The 17,845-nt window shown below is 72.4% G+C and carries 18 protein-coding genes and 1 pseudogene; 6 read left to right on the top strand and 13 right to left on the bottom strand.

All coding sequences use genetic code 11. The features are described 5' to 3' along the window. The first annotated feature begins 199 nt into the window (after positions 1-199). Complete coding sequence (locus tag AC0KTA_RS35255) at positions 200-910, top strand: HAD family hydrolase (RefSeq protein ID WP_481052249.1); 711 nt, start codon at positions 200-202, stop codon at positions 908-910. 121 nt (positions 911-1,031) lie between these two features. On the opposite strand, the gene AC0KTA_RS35250 is transcribed toward AC0KTA_RS35255, so the two are convergent. Further along, complete coding sequence (locus tag AC0KTA_RS35250; protein ID WP_481052248.1) at positions 1,032-1,277, bottom strand: DUF2630 family protein; 246 nt, start codon at positions 1,275-1,277, stop codon at positions 1,032-1,034. A 208-nt stretch (positions 1,278-1,485) separates the two neighbouring features. On the opposite strand from AC0KTA_RS35250, the gene AC0KTA_RS35245 reads away from it, so the two are divergent. Together AC0KTA_RS35245 and AC0KTA_RS35240 are read left to right on the top strand one after the other, a co-directional pair. Further along, a complete protein-coding gene (locus AC0KTA_RS35245) occupies positions 1,486-2,103 on the top strand; it encodes a TetR/AcrR family transcriptional regulator (RefSeq protein WP_481052247.1) in 618 nt (205 codons plus the stop codon). Positions 2,104-2,213: 110 nt separating this feature from the next. Then, a complete protein-coding gene (locus AC0KTA_RS35240; RefSeq protein ID WP_481052246.1) occupies positions 2,214-2,831 on the top strand; it encodes a histone deacetylase in 618 nt (205 codons plus the stop codon). Positions 2,832-2,907: 76 nt separating this feature from the next. Here the strand turns inward: AC0KTA_RS35240 and AC0KTA_RS35235 are convergent, their stop codons facing one another. The 4 genes from AC0KTA_RS35235 to AC0KTA_RS35220 all read right to left on the bottom strand — a co-directional run bounded on the left by AC0KTA_RS35235 (position 2,908) and on the right by AC0KTA_RS35220 (position 6,599). Beyond that, positions 2,908-3,318, bottom strand: a complete 411-nt coding sequence (locus tag AC0KTA_RS35235) for a VOC family protein (protein ID WP_481052245.1) — start codon at positions 3,316-3,318, stop codon at positions 2,908-2,910. A 31-nt stretch (positions 3,319-3,349) separates the two neighbouring features. Then, entirely contained in the window at positions 3,350-4,318 is a 969-nt protein-coding gene (locus AC0KTA_RS35230; RefSeq protein WP_481052244.1) for a threo-3-hydroxy-L-aspartate ammonia-lyase, read from the bottom strand. Beyond that, positions 4,315-5,040 carry a helix-turn-helix transcriptional regulator gene (locus AC0KTA_RS35225; RefSeq protein WP_481052243.1) on the bottom strand — a complete coding sequence of 242 codons (726 nt, stop codon included), beginning with the start codon at positions 5,038-5,040 and terminating at the stop codon, positions 4,315-4,317. Before AC0KTA_RS35225 ends, AC0KTA_RS35230 begins: the two co-directional genes overlap by 4 nt. A gap of 896 nt (positions 5,041-5,936) precedes the next feature. Next, complete coding sequence (locus AC0KTA_RS35220; RefSeq protein ID WP_481052242.1) at positions 5,937-6,599, bottom strand: hypothetical protein; 663 nt, start codon at positions 6,597-6,599, stop codon at positions 5,937-5,939. A 386-nt stretch (positions 6,600-6,985) separates the two neighbouring features. Here AC0KTA_RS35220 and AC0KTA_RS35215 point away from each other — a divergent pair, with 386 nt between their 5' ends. Both AC0KTA_RS35215 and AC0KTA_RS35210 read left to right on the top strand, forming a co-directional pair. Next, complete coding sequence (locus AC0KTA_RS35215; protein WP_481052241.1) at positions 6,986-7,687, top strand: FadR/GntR family transcriptional regulator; 702 nt, start codon at positions 6,986-6,988, stop codon at positions 7,685-7,687. 119 nt (positions 7,688-7,806) lie between these two features. After that, positions 7,807-9,144: a CynX/NimT family MFS transporter gene (locus AC0KTA_RS35210; RefSeq protein ID WP_481052240.1), complete on the top strand. Its 1,338-nt coding sequence runs from the start codon at positions 7,807-7,809 to the stop codon at positions 9,142-9,144. On the opposite strand, the gene AC0KTA_RS35205 is transcribed toward AC0KTA_RS35210, so the two are convergent. From AC0KTA_RS35205 to AC0KTA_RS35175, 7 genes and pseudogenes are all read right to left on the bottom strand, one after another. Further along, entirely contained in the window at positions 9,113-10,183 is a 1,071-nt protein-coding gene (locus AC0KTA_RS35205) for a polyprenyl synthetase family protein (RefSeq protein ID WP_481052239.1), read from the bottom strand. The two genes, AC0KTA_RS35210 and AC0KTA_RS35205, sit on opposite strands and share 32 nt — an antisense overlap. Beyond that, on the bottom strand, positions 10,180-11,220 hold the full coding sequence (locus tag AC0KTA_RS35200) for a terpene synthase family protein (protein ID WP_481052238.1): 1,041 nt from the start codon (positions 11,218-11,220) through the stop codon (positions 10,180-10,182). Before AC0KTA_RS35200 ends, AC0KTA_RS35205 begins: the two co-directional genes overlap by 4 nt. Next, positions 11,217-12,584, bottom strand: a complete 1,368-nt coding sequence (locus AC0KTA_RS35195) for a cytochrome P450 (protein ID WP_481052237.1) — start codon at positions 12,582-12,584, stop codon at positions 11,217-11,219. The genes AC0KTA_RS35200 and AC0KTA_RS35195 overlap by 4 nt, the downstream gene beginning before the upstream one ends. Positions 12,585-12,738: 154 nt before the next feature. Then, complete coding sequence (locus tag AC0KTA_RS35190; RefSeq protein ID WP_481056672.1) at positions 12,739-13,986, bottom strand: branched-chain amino acid ABC transporter substrate-binding protein; 1,248 nt, start codon at positions 13,984-13,986, stop codon at positions 12,739-12,741. Between the two features lie 243 nt (positions 13,987-14,229). Beyond that, positions 14,230-14,751: pseudogene (locus tag AC0KTA_RS35185) on the bottom strand (caspase, EACC1-associated type); the annotation flags it as partial. Positions 14,752-14,838: 87 nt separating this feature from the next. Further along, complete coding sequence (locus AC0KTA_RS35180) at positions 14,839-15,267, bottom strand: effector-associated constant component EACC1 (protein WP_481052236.1); 429 nt, start codon at positions 15,265-15,267, stop codon at positions 14,839-14,841. 152 nt (positions 15,268-15,419) lie between these two features. Next, positions 15,420-16,574, bottom strand: coding sequence for an oxidoreductase (locus AC0KTA_RS35175; protein WP_481052235.1), 1,155 nt, complete (start codon positions 16,572-16,574; stop codon positions 15,420-15,422). Positions 16,575-16,633: 59 nt separating this feature from the next. Between AC0KTA_RS35175 and AC0KTA_RS35170 the strand changes: the two genes are divergently transcribed. Next, the gene (locus AC0KTA_RS35170) at positions 16,634-17,026 is read left to right on the top strand and encodes a MerR family transcriptional regulator (protein ID WP_481052234.1); all 393 of its coding nucleotides are present in this window, start codon (positions 16,634-16,636) and stop codon (positions 17,024-17,026) included. A 181-nt stretch (positions 17,027-17,207) separates the two neighbouring features. Here AC0KTA_RS35170 and AC0KTA_RS35165 read toward each other — a convergent pair whose 3' ends face one another. Then, a complete protein-coding gene (locus AC0KTA_RS35165; RefSeq protein ID WP_481052233.1) occupies positions 17,208-17,792 on the bottom strand; it encodes a TIGR03086 family metal-binding protein in 585 nt (194 codons plus the stop codon). Positions 17,793-17,845 lie beyond the last annotated feature (53 nt).

The following is a 17,845-nucleotide window of genomic DNA, read 5'->3' as shown; positions in this document are numbered from 1 at the left end:
GGAGCGGCGGCCGGGTGGCTTCGGCGGGGACCGGGAGCAGCGCTCGGGCGACTTCGACGGAGACCGGGAACAACGCTCGGGCGACTCCGACGGCGGCCGGAAGCAAGGTCCGGACGCCTCCGACGGGAGCCCCTGACGCGGCCCTTGGCCGTCCGGGCCTCCTTGACCCCCGCTCGCCCGGTCCCGGAGGATCGCACGCATGGCGATCAAGGGCGTGCTCTTCGATTTCTCCGGGACGCTGTTCCGCATCGAGTCCACCGCTTCCTGGCTGCGCGGCACGCTCGCCGCGAGCGGGCTCACCCTGCCGGACGACGAGGCGGCGCGGCTCGCGGACGCGCTCGACCGCGCGGGCGCGCTGCCGGGCGGCTCACCGACGGTCGACGTGCCGGACCACCTCACCGACCTGTGGGGGCGCCGCGACCAGAGCGCGGAACTGCACCGGGCGGCCTACACGGGCCTCGCGCGCACGGTGCCGCTGCCCGACCCCCGGCTCTACGACGCGCTGTACGAACGCCACAAGACCCCGGAGGCGTGGCGGCCGTACGACGACGCGCTGGAGGTGCTGCGGGAGCTGCGGGCGCTCGGCGTGCGCGTGGGGGTCGTCAGCAACATCGGGTGGGACCTGCGGCCGGTCTTCCGCGTGCATGGCCTCGACCCTTATGTCGACGCGTACGTCCTGTCGTACGAGCACGCCGTGCAGAAGCCGGACGTACGGCTCTTCGGACACGCCTGCGAGGGGCTCGGGGTCGCCCCGGAGGACACGCTGATGGTGGGCGACGACCGGCACGCGGACGCGGGCGCCGCGGCGCTGGGCTGCGCGGTGCACTTCGTGGAGCACCTGCCGGTCGCGGAGCGGCCGGGAGCGTTGCGGGCCGTGCTGGGGCTCGTCGGGGAGGCGGGTCTGTCCTGAGCGCGCGCGGGTGGCGCAGCAGGTGGTCAGCGCCCTTGTCCGCAGGGCGGGTCTGTCCTGAGCGCGCGGGCGGGCGCGACGCCGTCGGGCCTCAGCCGTCAGGCGTCCGCCGCCCGGGCGATCACGACTGATAGCCCTCGACCTGCGCCGACGGCCGTACGTTCACCGTGTCGGGGTCACCGCCGAACTCGGCCTTCGCCCGCCGCCTGCGCAGCAGGTCCCAGCACTGGTCGAGTTCGCGTTCCAGGACGCCGAGGCGGGCCCGTTCCGTCGCCTCGTCGATCGCTCCGGACGCGAGCGATTCCCGCAGGGTCTTCTCGGCGTCGACCATCTCACTGATCCGCGCCAGAATCTGCTGTTGGTCCATGTCCAAGCGCCTCCTCGGCCCCCGGCCCACTTTAAGGAGGCCGCGCCGGATTCGCGAGGAGAGCGTGTGCCACGCGTCCACGACCGCCCATGGGCAGGCAACACTCCCCCGCGGTGTTGCCTGCCCGAGGCGGCACCGGCCCATGACGGCCAGGGCCGGGTCACCCTGAGTATATTGGCTGTGAGCCAGTCAACGCAGGAGTTACAGGATGTCCCCGCGTAGCCCATCGGTCAATGAAGAGTTGCGACGGCGTTCCCGCGAGCGGCTGCTGCAGGCGACGGTGGAGCTCGTGGGCGAGCGCGGCTACGAGGCGACGACGCTCGCGGACATCGCCGACCGGGCGGGCTCCGCCCGCGGCCTCGTGTCGTACTACTTCCCGGGAAAGCGCCAGCTGCTGCAGTCGGCCGTGCACCGTCTCATGCATCTGACGCTGCAGGCCGCCCTGGAGCGGGAGCCGTGCACGGAGGACGGCGACGAGCTGCTCGCCCGCGCCATCGACGCGATCCTGGGCCTGGCGCGCGACCAGCCGATGCTGATGCGCACGCACATGGCGGGCATCCTGCAGGCCGAGGGGTTCGTGCAGTGCCCGGAGCAGCAGCGGCTCGCGTGCCTGCTGCGCGAGTCGGTGGCCCGGCACGGGTCGGCGGAGACCGAGACGGACTACCGCATGCTGCGCGCGCTGCTGATGGGCGCGGTCTTCGCGCTGCTCATCCCCGGCGCGCCGATGCCGTTCGACGTGCTGCGGGCCGAGCTGTTCCAGCGGTACGACCTGGACTGGCAGCTCGGTGTCCCGCCGAGCGCGGAGCCGCCTGAAGGGCCGCGCTAGATAGAGCGATCGTTCTAGAAAGGGATGCGGTGAACCGGGTACGGAGGATTCACGCACCGGGGCCGGGACTGGGGCTGGGGCCGGGAGACGGCCCCGCGCCGGAGCCGGCGGTGCCCGAGCTGATCTGGTACGCCGCCTACGGCTCCAACACCCTCCTCGGCCGCCTCATGCACTACATCGCGGGCGGGCGACCGCCCGGTGCGGCACGGGGCTGCCCCGGCTGCCGGGATCCGCGTCCGCCGCGGGCGTCGGTTCCCGTGGAGCTCCAGGGCCTGGTGTACTTCGCGACCGAGTCGGCGCTCTGGACGGGCGGCCGGGCGTTCTACGACCCGACGGCGCGGGGCCGGGTGTACGCGCGCGCCCACCTGGTGACGGCCGACCAGTTCCGCGACATCGCGGCCCAGGAGATGTACGGCGCGCCCGGGACCGGCCCCGATCTGGCGCCGGCCCTGCGGGACGGCCGGGCCCGGATCGGGGACGGCCGCTACGAGACGCTGGTGTGCCCGGGGACACTGGACGGCCTCCCGGTGCTCACCTTCACCGCGCCATGGGCATTGGGGGACATCACCCTCAACGCCCCGTCCGGCGGCTACCTCCGCCACCTGGCCACCGGCCTCCTGGAGACAGCGGCCTGGGACGAGGCCACGGTGACCACCTACCTCGCGGCGTGCCCGGGCGCCGCGGGGGCGTGGACGGCGCAGCGGGTGGCGGGGCTGCTGCGGGCCTGAAACGCGGGCCCACGCCGGTCATGCGCAGGATCGGTGAGCCCGAGGACTCCGGGCACACGAACCTCATCCGAGCCGCCTAGTCGCGCTTGGGCCAGATCGGGCCCTGGTCGGTCCAGATGACGCCCTTGTTGCGGCACAGGCAGAAGGGGTGGCCGATCGGGTCGGTGTAGACCTGCCAGCCGTAGCCGTTGGGGCCGATGAAGTCCTGCCTCAGCGTCGCGCCGAGGTCGAGGACGCGGCGCTGCTCGGACTCGATCTCGTCCACTTCGAAGTCGAGGTGGAACTGCTTGGGGTGCTCGGTGTCGGGCCACTGCGGAGCGCGGTAGTCGTCCACCCGGATGAATGCCAGCTCGATCTCGCCGAACTGGATGCCGGCCCATTCCTCGGAGCTGCCTTCCTTGATCGGACGGCCCGTCACCTCGGAATAGAAAGCCGCCAGCTTCATCGTGTCCGGGCAGTCGATGATGAAATCGGTGAGTCGCAGCATCCCGCGATCTTGCCACAAGCTCACCGGGCGGTCAGCCCCCGCAGAGTTCCGCGAACCGCCGGGCGTCCACGTTGCCGCCGGAGAGGATGATGCCGACGCGGGGCGGGACGCGGTCCACGCGGGCGCTCAGGGCGGCCGCCAGGGCCGTGGCGCCGCTGGGCTCGACGACGGTCTTCAGGCGTTCGAAGGCGAACCGCATCGCGTCACGGATGTCGTCGTCGGAGACGAGGGCGATGCCGTCGACGAGCCGCTGGTTGATCGAGAACGTCAACGCGCCGGGGATCTCGGCTGCTTGGCCGTCGGCGATGGTGCGCGGCACGGGGATCGTCACCCGGTGCCCGGCCGCCAGCGAGCGCTTGGTGTCGTCGCCGGCCTCCGGCTCGACGCCGACCACGCGGATGCCGCCGCTCAGGCCCTTCACTGCGGTGGCGCTGCCCGCGATCAGTCCCCCGCCGCCGACCGGCACGAGGAGCAGGTCCAACTCGCCGACTTCTTCCATGAGTTCGAGGGCGGCCGTGCCCTGGCCCGCGATGACGTGCGGGTGCTCGTAGGGCGGGATGAGGGCGAGGCCGCGCTCCTCGGCGAGGGCCTTGCCGATGGCTTCCCGGTCGCCGGTGTAGCGGTCGTACGTGACGACCTCCGCGCCGTAGCCCTCGGCGGCCGCGCGCTTGGACGGCGGGGTGTCCTCGGGCATGACGATGACGGCCCTGCTGCCCAGCTCGCGGGCGGCGAGGGCGACGGCCTGGGCGTGGTTGCCGGAGGAGAACGACGCGATGCCCTTGGCCAGTTGCTCGGGCGAGAGCCGGGAGACGGCGTTGTAGGCGCCGCGGAACTTGAAGGCGCCGACACGCTGCAGGTTCTCGCACTTGAGGAAGACCTCCGCGCCCACGCGGGCGTCCAGGGTGCGCGAGCGCAGCACGGGCGTGCGGTGGGCGACGCCCTTCAGCCGGGCCGCGGCGTCGCGGACGTCGTCGAGGGTGACCGGGGGTGTGCTCGTCATGCGGATGCTCCCTGTGAGGTGTCGGGCCCGGCCGCCGGGGCGTCCTGGGCGCGGGCTTTGGCGAGGTAGTTGTAGGCGGAGGCGCGGGAGATGCCGAGGCGGGCGGCCACCTGCGGAACCGCGCGCCGGACCGCGAAGACGCCGCGCTCGTCGAGACCCCGGAACAGCTCGACGCGTTCGGCGCGGTCGAGCTCGCCCCACGGGCGGCTGCGCTTGAGCTGGTAGGCGTCGACAACGGAACGCACGACCGCGTCGATGACGTCGGCGGAGTCGCCGAACGTCGTGGTCGGCACCTCCGCCGGCGCCGCCACCCCGGCGAGTTCACCGATCAGCGAGCCGACCTGCCGCACGGCGGTGATGTCGAGGTTGACGCACAGCGCGCCGAACACCGCGCCGCCGCTGTCGCGCAGCAGCATCGTGGAGGACTTGACCAGCTTGCCGTCCTGGGTGCGGGTCAGATAGTTCAGCTCGTCGCCCGCCTCGTCGCCGCGCGCGAGCATCCCCAGCCCGATCTCGCTCATCGCCCCGCCGACGCTGCGTCCGGTGACGGACCCGGCGATCGACACGACGGACTGCTCCGGCCGCCGGTAGTCGTGCACGACCGCTTCGCACAGCGAGCCGAACGTGGCGGCGATGCCGTCGGCGACGGGGACCAGCGCGGCGAGGATCGCGTCCCGCTCGGCGTCCCGGCCACCGTCCGTCTGCCCGTCCCCGGCACTCATATCGGCCCTCGCACTCCCAGCCGCCACTGCGGTCACACTGCTGCGGTGCCGTCGCCTCAACTCTCGACACCCTGGACACAACGTACATGCCCTGGACGAAAAATCCAGACCCTGACCGCCCGACGGGCTCGCCGCGGAGGGCGTCCGGTCGGGTACGTCGACATCGACCAGCTGGGCCTGTGCAGCCCGGACCCGCCGACCGGCGCGAGCTGCGGGAGCGGTTCGTCGGGCGCGAGAGCGCGAACGGCGCGGCGGAGGCGGGGCGTTCACTGGACGAGGCGGTGGCGGCTGTCCTGCGGTACGCCGACGACCTGGACGCGAGCGATGTCGCGGACGTCCAGGTCAACACGGGCGGGTTGTCGGTCGAGGAGGCCGCTCGGCTCGTACGGGAGCGCGTGGACGGGTGGCCAAAAACAGCGGTGGGGCCGGGGCGGCCGGAGGGGGAAGCAGCGTTCGGGGCCAGGGAGTTGGGGGTGGAGGCGGCTCCGCGCGAGCCCGCGTCCCACGACGCCGGTCGCGTCCTGTGGCTGTGCGACCCGCTCCGCGGGCGGCCGACCGCACACCTGCTGCGCGTCGCCGAGCGCGCGGCGGCCGACGCCCGGGAACTGGAGCGGGCCGGGGTCGGCGGGCCCCGCGTCGACACGGACACCGTCACAGTGACGGAGGCCGCCGACGCGGTGGCCGCCGCGGCGAACTGGCCGCAGGGGAAGGGCTGGCCGCCGCGTCAGAGCGGGCGCCACGGCGACCGACACCACACGGGCCCCCGGCCCTCCGCACGCGGAAGCGATCCACGCCGGAGGGCCGGGGGCCCAGGTCCGCGAGGGGGGCCGCGGACGTCAGCAGACCGTCGCCTGGAGGCGAACGGCACTCACCTTGAAGCAGTCACCTTGAAGGCGTCAGCGCACGGTCACCTTGAAGACCGGCGACAGCGTCGCGCCGCTCTTCATGCGGAGCTCGTTCTTGCCCTTGAGGCCCAGCTTCACGCGCATCGAGTACGCACCGGACTTGTTGACGGTGGTGGACGCGGGCAGCGTCTTCCACGTGCCGTGCTGCTTCTGCTGGAGGCCCACCTTGCTGCCGGCCTTGATGCCGGTCGCCTTGCCGCTGACGCGCAGTTCCTGCCAGGCACGCACGGAGGTCTTGGACGGCTTGGCGGTCAGCGCGGCCTTCACCTTGGCGGTGGGGCTGTGCTTCTGGGTGCCGAGGCTCTTGCCGGTCTTGACGTCCCAGATCGCGTACGGCGTGCCGCCGCCCTGCGTCTTGCTGTAGAGCTTCTTGCCGTCGGCGCTCAGGTGCAGGTAGATGCCCTTGTCGATGGTCTGGCCGGGCTTGAGGGCCTTGCCGTTGTAGTACGGCTTGCCGCCCTTGACCGGGACGGTGACGCCGCCGCCGATGTCGATCTTGACCGGCTTGGGGGCGGCGGTCCGCACGGCCGCGGCACGCTGCGGCGCCGGGGTGCTCGCCAGCGCGGCAGCGGCCGGGGCCAGCAGCGCCGCACCGGCGACGACCGAGATGGTGGCGGTACGAAGGGTGCTGCGGCGGTGAGTGGTGTGGCGCATGGTGGCGGTGTTCCCCTTCACGGTACGGATGTATCGGTTTGCCCTTGCCGTCCGGCGAGTGCTGAATCAACCTATTCGCCCGTCATTACGGGTTTCCCGAGATCATGTAACGGTGCCCCATAGATCACTTCACGGGCACGACTCGGCCCGACGGACGCCCGCGGTGCGGCAATAGTCCGCAACAGGCCCGGCCGCGCCGCGAGTTCCGAGTTCCGGCCTGCCGCCCGCCGCGTCCGCGACACCACGGCAACGTCACCGCCGCGGGTCACCCCGCATCGCCGCCGCGGATTACCCCTTCACACCGGCAGACCGTTTGACACCCGAAACATGGGATGTTCCCATGTCTGCCTACCCATCGGCGATCCGGCAGAGAGGGCACCGAACCGATGCCGCTGCGCAGCACCGCACGCACCAACCTCGTCGACCTGGTCATCGCCCAGATGGAGAGCCTGATCTCCGACGGCGAGTGGAAGGTCGGCACCAAGATCCCGGCCGAGCCGCTCCTCGTGGAACAGCTCGCCGTCGGCCGCAACACCGTGCGCGAGGCCGTCCGCGCCCTGGTGCACACCGGCATGCTGGAGCCGCGCCAGGGCGACGGGACGTACGTCCGCGCCAGCAGCGACTTCGGCGCGGCCGTGCAGCGACGGGTGCGCAAGGCGGACGTCCTGGAGGCGTACGAGGTGCGCGCCTCGCTGGAGCGCGACGCCGCCCGGTACGCGGCCGAGCGCCGCACGCCGGAGGACCTGGCCGCGCTGCGCACCGCGCTCGCCGAGCGCCGCCGGGCCTGGGAGGACGGCGACACGGACGCCTTCATCGACGCGGACATGGCCTTCCACCGCACCGTCGCCGCCGCGGCCCACAACACCGTCCTCGCCGAGCTGTACGGCCACCTCAGCGACGCGATGCGCGCCACGCTCCAGTCGGTGCTCGGCGCCGCCGTCCCCGAGGCCGTACGCCACCAGATCGACGCCCACAGCGCGATCGTCGACGCCATCGAGGCGCGCGACGCCACGGCCGCCGAGGCCGCGGTGCTCGCCCATCTCGCCGAGGGCATGGCCGCGCTGCGGGAGCACCCCCCGGCCGACTGAGGCCCGAAGCCTCCGGCCGACTGAGGCCCAGCGGGCCCGGCCCACCGAGGCCGCCCGCAGGCCCCGGGCCGGGCCCGGCCCCGTACACGTACCACCGAAGCAACCCCCAGGAGAACGTCATGCGCAGCCAAGGGCCCGCCGCCCCGGCCACCGTGGTACGGGAGGACGCCGGCCCCACGGCGGCCGCCCGCCGGCCGGAGGCCCCGCCCGGCGTCACCGGGCGGCACGCCCTCTGGCTCGGGCTCGGCGTCGTCCTGCTCGCCCTCAATCTGCGCCCGGCCCTGGTCGCGGTGTCCCCGCTCGCCGACACCATCCGTGACGACAGCGGCATGTCGGCGGCGGCCACCAGCCTGCTGACCGCGCTGCCGCTGCTGTGCTTCGGGCTGCTGGCGCCCGTTGCGCCGCGCCTGGGCCGCCGCTTCGGCACCGAGCGGTCGCTGCTCGCCACCATGGTGCTGATCTGCGCGGGCACGGCGCTGCGGATGCTGGACTCGGTCGCCGCGCTGTTCGCGGGCACCGTCGTCATCGGTGCGGGCATCGCCGTCGCCAACGTGCTGCTTCCCGGCCTGATCAAGCGGGACTTCCCGGCGCGGGCCGGGCTGATGACGGGCCTGTACTCGATGTCGTTGTTCGGCGGTGCCGCGCTCGCGGCGGGCGTCACGCTTCCGGTGCAGGAGGCGTCCGGCATGAACTGGCGGACGACGCTGGCCTGTTGGGGCGTGCTGGCGGCGGTGGCGTTCGTGGTGTGGCTGCCGCAGCTGCGGTCGCGTACGCGGGTCGGCGCCGCGGCGGCCCGGCAGGCGGCGCATCCGGTGCGCGGCCTGTGGCGTTCGCCGCTGGCCTGGCAGGTCACCGCGTACATGGGGCTGCAGTCGCTCAACTACTACGCGGCGGCGGCCTGGCTGCCGACGCTGCTCCAGGATTCCGGCATGAGCGCGGGCGACGCGGGCTGGATGCTGTCGTTCTCCTCTCTGCTCGGCATCGCGGGGTCGTTCGTGGCGCCGGTGATCGTGGGCAGGCGGGTGCGCTCGGGCACCCTCGCCGTGCTCGGCGCGGTGCTGTGCGCGATCGCGTACGCCGGGGTGCTTGCCGCGCCGGTGGGCGGCGCCTACGTGTGGATGAGTCTGCTCGGGCTCGGCCAGGGCGCGGCGATCAGCCTCGCGCTGCTCTTCATCGTGCAGCGCGCGCCGGACGCCCGGCACGTCGCCCAGTTGTCCAGCATGGCCCAGTGCTTCGGCTACATCCTCGCCGCGACCGGCCCCGCCGTCCTGGGCGCCGTCCACGACGCCTCCCAGAACTGGACGGTGCCGCTCGTGGTGCTGCTGGTCCTCCTCGTGCCGCAGATCGCGGTGGGCCTCGGGGCCGCCCGCAACCGGCATGTGGCGGGCGACCCGGGCGGGACGGGCGGGAGCGCCGACCGCCCGGTCAGAACTGGCGGGCCGTCAGCGCGGCCGTGAGGTCGACCAGGCCCCGGCGGGCGACGGGGTCGAGGTCGAGCGGGTCGAGGAGTTCCCAGGCGGCGGCGATCCGGCGGTCGGCCTCGGCCAGGGTCCAGGCACGGCCGCCCGCGTCCTCGACGAGACCGGTGAGCACAGCGACCTGGCGGTCCGTCAGGTCGCCGGGGGCGGCGTACAGCCGGGAGAGGCGGGCCGACGCCGGAGTGCCGGCCTGGAGTGCCGCGACGACCGGGGCGCTCTTCTTGCGGGCGCGCAGGTCGGAACCGACGGGCTTGCCGGTCACGGCCGGGTCGCCCCAGATCCCGAGGACGTCGTCGATGAGCTGGAAGGCGACGCCGAGGTGGTCGCCGAAGCGCTCGAAGCAGTCGAGCCAGGACGGCGGTGCCACCCCGGGCGGCGCCCCGTGCGCGGCCCCGTACGCGGCCCCGAGCCGGCAGGCGCAGCCGAGCAGCGCCCCGGTCTTGCCGCCGAGCATCGCCAGGCACTCCTCGACGCCGATCTCCCGTTCCCGTTCGAAACGCAGGTCGTCGCCCTGCCCGATGGCCAGCCTGCGCAGCGTGCGGGCGAGGTCCGCGATCGAGGGGGCGGTCGCCGGGTGCCGCCGCTCGGCGAGCACCTCGAAACCGAGGGCGATGAGCGCGTCACCGGCGAGGAGCGCACGCGGCACACCGAAGCGGGCCCACACCGTCGGCCGGTGCCTGCGGACGTGGTCGCCGTCCATGATGTCGTCGTGGATCAGCGAGGCGTTGTGCAGCAGCTCGATCGCCGCGCCCGCCGGCAGGGCGTCGGCCGCCTCGCCGCCCACCGCCTCCGCGCACAGCACGGAGAACGCCGGACGGATCAGCTTGCCGCCCGTGCCCGGCGCCGGACGGCCGTCCGCGTCGCACAGGCCGAGCTGGTAGCCGCAGATCCGGCCGAGTTCGCCGCCGAGCCGGGCCACCGCCTCCCGCAACAGCGGCGGCAGGAGCTCACGGGCCCGCGCGATCCCGGACCACGCGGTGGGCGGCGCCGCGGTCGTGAAGGACGTGGTCGCCGTCATCTCCCCTCCCCCGCCACGCCGGCCGCCGCGTCGACGAGGACCGGCTCCAGGTACGCGGCCGCGCTCGCCCGGTCGTGGGCGCCGTCCCGGTAGCGCCGGGTACGGGCCGACCAGTCGAAGTTGCCGCGCATCCACGACCGCATGCCCGCGAAGTGGACCGCGAGCCAGGAGGCGTGGGCGGGCCAGGCCCGCAGCGTCTCGTCCTCGTACCGGAGGAAGGCCTCGATCTCACCGGCGATGCGGGCCCGCACCTCGTCGGCGGCCCGGTCCACGGTGAGGTGGTGGGCGTGCTGGACGACGGTCACCAGGTTGTGGTGCTCGCCGAGCGCGGTCTCCTTGTCCAGGGAGTACAGGTCGTTGGTCCAGCAGACGACGTCGCAGGCCGCGCCGAGGGCGCGCGCGAACGGTTCGCTCTCGTACACGCCCGCGGGCACGTCGAGGTCTTCGACGACCTCGATCAGGTCCATGCACACGTAGATGGCGCCGGTGTGCCGCCGGTTCTCCACGTACGACGCGATGTCGGGGACGACGCCGTCGACGCGGTTCTGCGCCTCCCAGCGGGCCGCGAGGCCGCCCGAGACGACGTGCCGCACGAACCGCTCGCGCCAGCCGGGCGCCGCGTGCGTGCGCCGCCACAGGTCGGCGAGGGAGCTGACGAGGGCGGGCGCGTCCGGGGGTACGGTCCGTCCGTCGCCGCCGAGGACCTCGAACATCTGGGAGATCAACTCGCCCATCCTGGCCGGGTCCTTGCCGAGTCCGCCGTCGTCTAGCTGGTCGTCGAGCAGGAACAGCCAGGCGAACCAGTCGGCGATCAGACACAGCCCGCGCTCGTCGGCGGTCGGGTAGGTGACGGCGGCGAACCAGCCGAAGTCGGCTTGCGCGAAGCGTTCGCGGGCCGCCACCGTGCCGATCAGGCCGGTGTCCCGCGTCCACTGCTCCAGGTGCGCGATCGCGGCGTCGGCATGAGGGCTGAGCCGCGGCGGGAACACTTCGAACGCCGCCGGAAGGTCCACCGGGGAACTTCGGCGGATACTCATCGGCGCTCCAGGCGCAGCAGCACCTCGTGCTTGGGGCGCAGGGTGACGAGCTGGTCGAGGCCGACCGGCGGGTGGCCCTCGGGCAGGACGAGCCGGTACCGCTGCACGATCATGGTCGCGATGATCATGAGCTCGGTGAGCGCGAAGTGCTTGCCGATGCACACCCGCAGCCCGGCGCCGAACGGGATGTACGCGTTCCGCGGCCGCTCGGCCACCGCCTCCGGCGCGAAGCGCTCGGGGTCGAACTTCTCCGGGTCGGGCCAGAATTCGCGGTGGCGGTGCATCGTATAGAAGTTGATGTAGATGCCGGTGTTGGCCTCGATGCCGAAACCGCCGACCTCGTCGGGGCCCACGGCACGCCGCATGGTCTGCCAGGCGGGTCCGCGCAGCCGCAGCGTCTCGTCGACGACCATGCGGGTGTACGAGAGCTTGGCGACGTCGTCGAAGCCGGGCTCCCGGCCGTCGAGCACCTCGGTGATCTCGGCGTGCATCCGCTCCTGCACCTCGGGGTGCTTGGCGATCAGGTAGAGCAGGAACGAGGCGGCGCCGGTGGTGGTCTCGTAGCCGCCCACCATGATGTTGACGACTTCCTGCTGCAGTTGCACGGAGTCCATCCGGTGCCCGGTCTCCTCGTCGACCGCGTCGGCGAGGATGGACAGCAGGGTGGGGCTGCCGTCGCTGCGGGTGTTGCGCTGCTCGATCATCTCGGCGACGAAGCGGTCCAGGTTCGCGATGAGCTTGCGCAGCCGCAGATGGCTCGGCGTCGGCCAGTGCAGCGGCGGGAAGGGGAAGCGGAAGAAGTCCCCCATGATGTGGTTGGCATACGTGAAGTCGTTCTCGATGGCCTCGGTCGTGGAGCCCACATCGGCGCCGAACAGGTTCCGCGTCACGATGCGCAGCGCGATGTGCCCGACGTCCGGTACGACCGCCGCCACGTCGCCGTCGCGGTACTGCCGATTCCACCGGCCGAGCATGGCGGCGGTCTCCTCGACCATGGTGTCGGCGAAGGCGGATATCTTCGGGCGGTGGAACGACGGCTGCATGAGCCGCCGCTGCCGGTGCCAGGACTCCCCGCCGATCGCCCCGATCAGGCCGTTGCGCAGCACGGGGCGCACGGTCCGGTAGAGGAAGTTCTCCTTGTCGTAGTTCTCCCTGTTCTCCACCAGCACCCGCTGCACGTGGTCGGGGTGGTTGAGCATCACCAGCGGATTGCCGAGCAGGCGCATGCGGAAGACGTCGCCGTACTTCTCGACGGCCTTGCTGAGGAACGCCACTTGGTCGCGCCGGATCGCGGAGAGTCCGGAGATCTTCTCCCCCAGGCTGAGATCGGGGATCTGCCGGGGCTTGGTCAATGTTGCGGACATAACATCCCATCTCCTCGGTGTCGCCGACGGCCTGTCGGCCGTGAGATTCACCAGATTCACCGCAGGCGCGGGTTCCTGCGTGGGATGCGAATCTTTTCGGCCTGCCCTGACGAGACTCTGACAAGCCGGGGAGGCTCGTGGGCTGCCTGACTGTTCACGTGAGGCGTTGGACGAACTTCCACTCGCCGTCCTCGACCCGGTACAGCGCGAACTCCGCGTTGGTCGCGTCGCCGTACCTGTCGAAGGAGATCGTGCCGGTGACTCCGTCGAACGAGACGTGCTGGAGGGCGGAGACGACCTCGGCGCGGGCGTTCTTCGGCAGCCTGCCGCCGTGGGCGTCCGTGACGTCCTTGACTGCCTGGACGAAGGCCCAGGTGGCGTCGTAGGCGTAACCGCCGTAGATGTCATGACCGTCGCGATAGCCGGCCTTCCGGTAGCTCTTCATGAACTGCCGTGCGGACGCGAGCCGTTCGGGGAACGGGAGCGACACGGTGAGGGCGCCCTCGCCCGCCGGTCCGGCCAGCTTGATGAACTCCTCGCTGAAGATGCCGTCACCGCCCGCGAGCGGCATGTCGGCACCGGCCTTCCGCAGTTGGGCGTTCAGCGGGCCGGCGGCGGGGTACTCGCCGCCGTAGAAGAAGACGTCGGCACCCGAGTTCTTCGCCTCGGCGGCCACTGCGGGGAAGTCGCCGGCGTTGTCGGGGTCGATGTGGTCGCTGCCGACGACCTTGCCGCCGAGCCGGGTGAACTCGGCTCTGAAGGCGTTGGCGACACCGGCACCGTGGGTCTCCTTGTCGTCGACGACGAAGGCCTTCTTCTTGTCGTCGTCGTTGTAGAGACGCTGCGCGGCGGCCACGCCGTGATGCGCGTCCGTGGGCACGGTCCGGTAGAACGACCGGAAGGGGCGGCTCTTCTTGCCGGTATGCCACTTCCCGCCCAGCGTCAGCGCCGGGTCGCCCGCGGCCGGGGAGACGACGGCCAGGTCCGCGTCGTCCGCGTCCTTCTGCATCGCCTGGGCCACGCTGGAGTTCACCGGGCCGACGACACCGATGACGGTGTCATCGGCGATCAGTTCGGCGCCGTTCGCCTGGCCCGCGGCAGGCTGGGTCTTGTCGTCCAGTGCCTTGAGCTTGAAGGTGACTCCGTCGACGACACCGTCCTCGTTCGCCCGCCGGACGGCGAGGTCCGCGGAGTTCCTCACCCCGAGGCCCAGCGGGGCCAACTTGCCGGTCAGCGGAGCGTCGAGGCCGATGGTGACGACCTGGCTGTCGGGAGGCTTTCCGGAACCTCCGGCCCCGTCCGAACCTCCGCCCTTCTCCTCGCCAGTGGTCAGCCAGACCCCCAATGAGGCCGCGGTGACGACGCCGAGTGCACCCAGGGGCACGATGACACGCTTGCGCAGGCGCCGCGACGGTCTGCCTCCCCTTGGAGCGGCGGTCTCGTCGGGGGGCGGTGGCGGGGAGGGCTCTGGGGTGGGTTCCGGGAAGGGCTCTGAGGTGGGTTCCGGGGGCGGGGCGGCGCGGTTGCGGGCCAGGGCGATGAGTCCGCCGGTGTTGCGATTGCGCTGCTGGGGCAGGGGGCGGGACTTGGCCGCCAGGGTCCGGTGCAGATGCCGGTACACGGCGTCCATGTCCAGCGGGTCGGGTGCCTGCGGGATGCCTTCCCTCAGCGCGGCGATCAGCTCGCCGGTGAACGCGGTGTACGTCTCACCCGGGGGCGAGAGCGCCGGCCGGGACTCCGCGGAGGCCGTGAGTACACAGCTCCCCTCGACCATCGCGTGGTCGGCGACGTAGTCGCTCGCGCTCATGGAGCCGGTCAGGGCGCGCCCGCTGTAACAGCAGTCCAGGATCACCACGGTGCGGCGGGCCCCGGCCCGCGGGTCCAGCACCGCCCGGCGCAGATACTCGTACCTCAGGGCGGTGTACTCGCGCTCCCGGTCCGAGTCCGGCAGGGCCAGGTAGAGCTCGTCGGTGTGCGGATCGGTCAGACCGTGCCCGGCGAAGTAGACGACGAGCGTGTCCCGGGCCCGGCGCGCCGCCGCCCGCACGGTGTCCAGGACCTCCTGGGCACTGCGCGGTTGAGAGAGCACCGTACACCGGTCGGCCGGCAGCCCCCACACCTCGGGGTCCCGCAGTACACCCGCGAGGCCGTCCAGGTTGCGGGCCACGGCAGGCAGGTCGTCGAGGGAGGCGTACGCGTGCACGCCCACCAGCAGTGCCACCGAACGGCCGGGGTCCGCCAGGTCAGCCACCCGTCACTCCCCGCGTCCGCCGTCCGGGCCCGGCACGTCGTCGGACGTGTCCGTGCCCAGGGCCCTGAGGACGCGCTCCACCGTCTCGGCCGAGCCGTCGTGCACCGTGACCGTCACGCCGTCGCGCTCGATCCGCACCTGCGGCGCCCGCGGACGCGACCCGCGCCAGGTCGCCACGGCGACCACCAGGCTGCCCAGGGCGATGCCGTTGGCGAGCACCACGTCGACCAGCTCGGGAACCCCGCCCATGTGCTCCTGGGGTGACGGGTGCTCTTGGGGTGACGAGGCCGACCCCATGGACACCTCGGCCAGACCCCGCAGTTCCGCGTCCGAGGTCAGCCAGCGATACAGCGACGCCGCATGGTCCAGGTGTTCGCCGGCCTCGGTGGGCTCGCCCCGCGCGCCGTCGTCGAACGTCAGCCGGACTTCCATCAGCCCCTGCTCCCCCTTTGCCGACCGCACCCGCAGCGGGGCACATGCTAGACGCCGCACCGCCCCCGCGGCCGGACTAATACCAGGGTTCGCCACCAGGGCGACACCGCGCGGTGAGCCCACGGATCCGTCGGCCCAGCTCGCACCAGCCGCTACGCGGTCAGGGCGGGATAGTCGGTGTAGCCCCGCTCCCCGCCCACGTACATCAGGCCGTGGTCCCGTACCGGATTGACGGGCGCGCCGGTGCGGAGCCGGGCGACGAGGTCGGGGTTGGCCAGGAAGGGGCGGCCGAGGGAGATCAGGTCGGCGCCGGCGGTGAGCAGGCGCTCGGCCGCCCGGCGGCCGCCGTCGGCGGGGATCTGGTCGCGCGGCAGCACCGGGTTGGCGATCAGGGTGCCCGTCCAGCGCTTGCGGATGCCCTGGAAGACGCGGCTGTCCGGGTCGGCGTACACGACGTGCAAGTAGGCGAGCGGGAGGTCCGCGAGGGCGTCGAGGAGCGCCGGGTAGAGGTGCTCGGTGTCGCCCTCGTCCATGCCGTTGACCTTGAGTCCGGGCGAGACGCGCAGGCCCACGCGGTCCGGGCCGATCTCGGCGGCCACGGCGCGGACCACCTCGACGACGAACCGGACGCGGCCCGCCACGGAACCGCCGTAGCCGTCGGTGCGGTGGTTGGTGCCCTGTCCCAGGAACTGGTGCAGGAGGTAGCCGTTGGCGCCGTGCACCTCCACCCCGGCGAAGCCCGCGTCGACGGCGCGGCGGGCCGCGGCGGCGAAGTCGGCGACGGTGGCGCGGATCTCGTCGGCGGTCATCTCGCGCGGGGTGACGGCCGGTTGATGGCCGCCGGGCGTGAAGATGGTGTCCGGCAGCGGTATCGGCGAGGGCGCGACGGGTGTCAGGCCGCCGCTGTTGTCCGGGTGCCCGATCCGGCCGCCGTGCTGCACCTGGAGGAACATCCGCCCGCCCGCCGCGCGCACCGCGTCGGTGACGCGCCGCCAGCCGTCGACGTGGGCGTCGGTGTGGATGGCCGTGATGTTGGGGTAGGTCTGGCCGACGGCGTTGGGCGTGGCGGCCTCGGCGATGATCAGGCCCGCGGTGGCGCGCTGTGCGTAGTACGTCGCCATGAGGGGGGTCGGCGTGCCGTCGGCGGTGGCGCGGTTCCGCGTCATGGGGGCCATGACGAGGCGGTTGGGGAGGTCGAGGGTGCCGAGGCGGGCGGGTTCGAAGAGGCCGCGGGGATCAGCGTGGCCCTCGGGCTCGGAGGGGCTGTGCGGTGCGAAGGGGCGGGAGTCCGCTGCCGTGTTCGTCATGCCGGTACCGTAGAACTTGACATCAGTGTCAGATTCAAGCCCGGAAAGCTCGGTGGGACATGCGGATCGGCGAACTGGCCCGGCGCACCGGTGTGAGTGAACGCTCGCTGCGCTATTACGAGAAGCAGGGGCTGCTGACGGCCGAGCGCACGCCGGGCGGCCACCGCGACTACCCCGACAGCGCGGTCGACCGGGTCATCCGCATCCAGGAACTGTTCGCGGCGGGCCTGTGCAGCTCGAAGATCGCCCGGCTCCTTCCGTGCATGCGGGACGCGGACGGCGGCCCCTCCGCGATCGCGACCCCGCACCTGGTCGCCGAACTCGGCGCGGAGCGGGACCGCATCGACCGCATGATCAGCGACTTGATGCGGTCGCGCGAGGTCCTCAACGAGGTCATCGACGCGGCGTCCGCGCCCGCACCCCCATCGGCCGCGTCCCCGTCCGCCGCGTAACCCCGCCTCCCCCGTCCGCCGCGCAACCGCAGCCCGCACCGGACGCTCGAAGTCAGCGCCTGCTCGCGGCCACCGCGACGATGCCGCCCAGGGCGGCGAGTGCCACGCACAGCGGCAAGTACAGGAAAGAGTGCCGTCAGCGATGGTTCTGCCGAAGCAACGTCGCGATACGTGCTGCTGACTATGGTCGGCGCCCCAGGTAGGCGGCCAGCCGGGTGTAGACGTCGGCGTCGTCGGGCACCGGTACGACAGGGCTGAACGGACCCTGCTCGCTGCGGGCCTCTGGCGGCGCAAACTTCGAGAATGCCTGGAGGGCCCGCACGGCGAGGTCGGGGTCGAGTTCGGCCAGCCGCCGGGTGGCATGTGCGAGATCCCAGGAATGAGCCGTGAACTCGTGGGTGTAGGCATCGAGAGCAGTCCGGCCGGGCAGCGTGGCCCACGGTAGCTCGACCATTCGGTCGAGCTTCTCGTCGTCGGCCCACACTCGCTCGACCTCGCTACGGGCCTGGGTGAATGCGCTTGTCCAGCCGTCATCGGCGATGCCGTCGATCACATCGGGGACTTCGCGCGCATCGCCTCCGGTGCCGACTCGGACGAGCTTGTGCAGCACGGAAACTATATGCCCGAGCAGCGCGCGAACGTCGTAATCGGCGCAGGGAGTGCGGTTGTTCAGCTCATCGGGACTCACCGCCGCGACCTGTTTCCCGGCTTGATCAAGTGCCCGGGAGAAGACCGGACGCGGGTCATGGGCCAGTTCAGTTGTCATGATGGGGAGGCTACAAGGACACACTGACAGGCAGGGACTGGGCGCCTCTCCCG

The organism is Streptomyces sp. Y309 (assembly GCF_056712025.1).
This window is presented reverse-complemented; position numbering and strand designations above follow the sequence as displayed.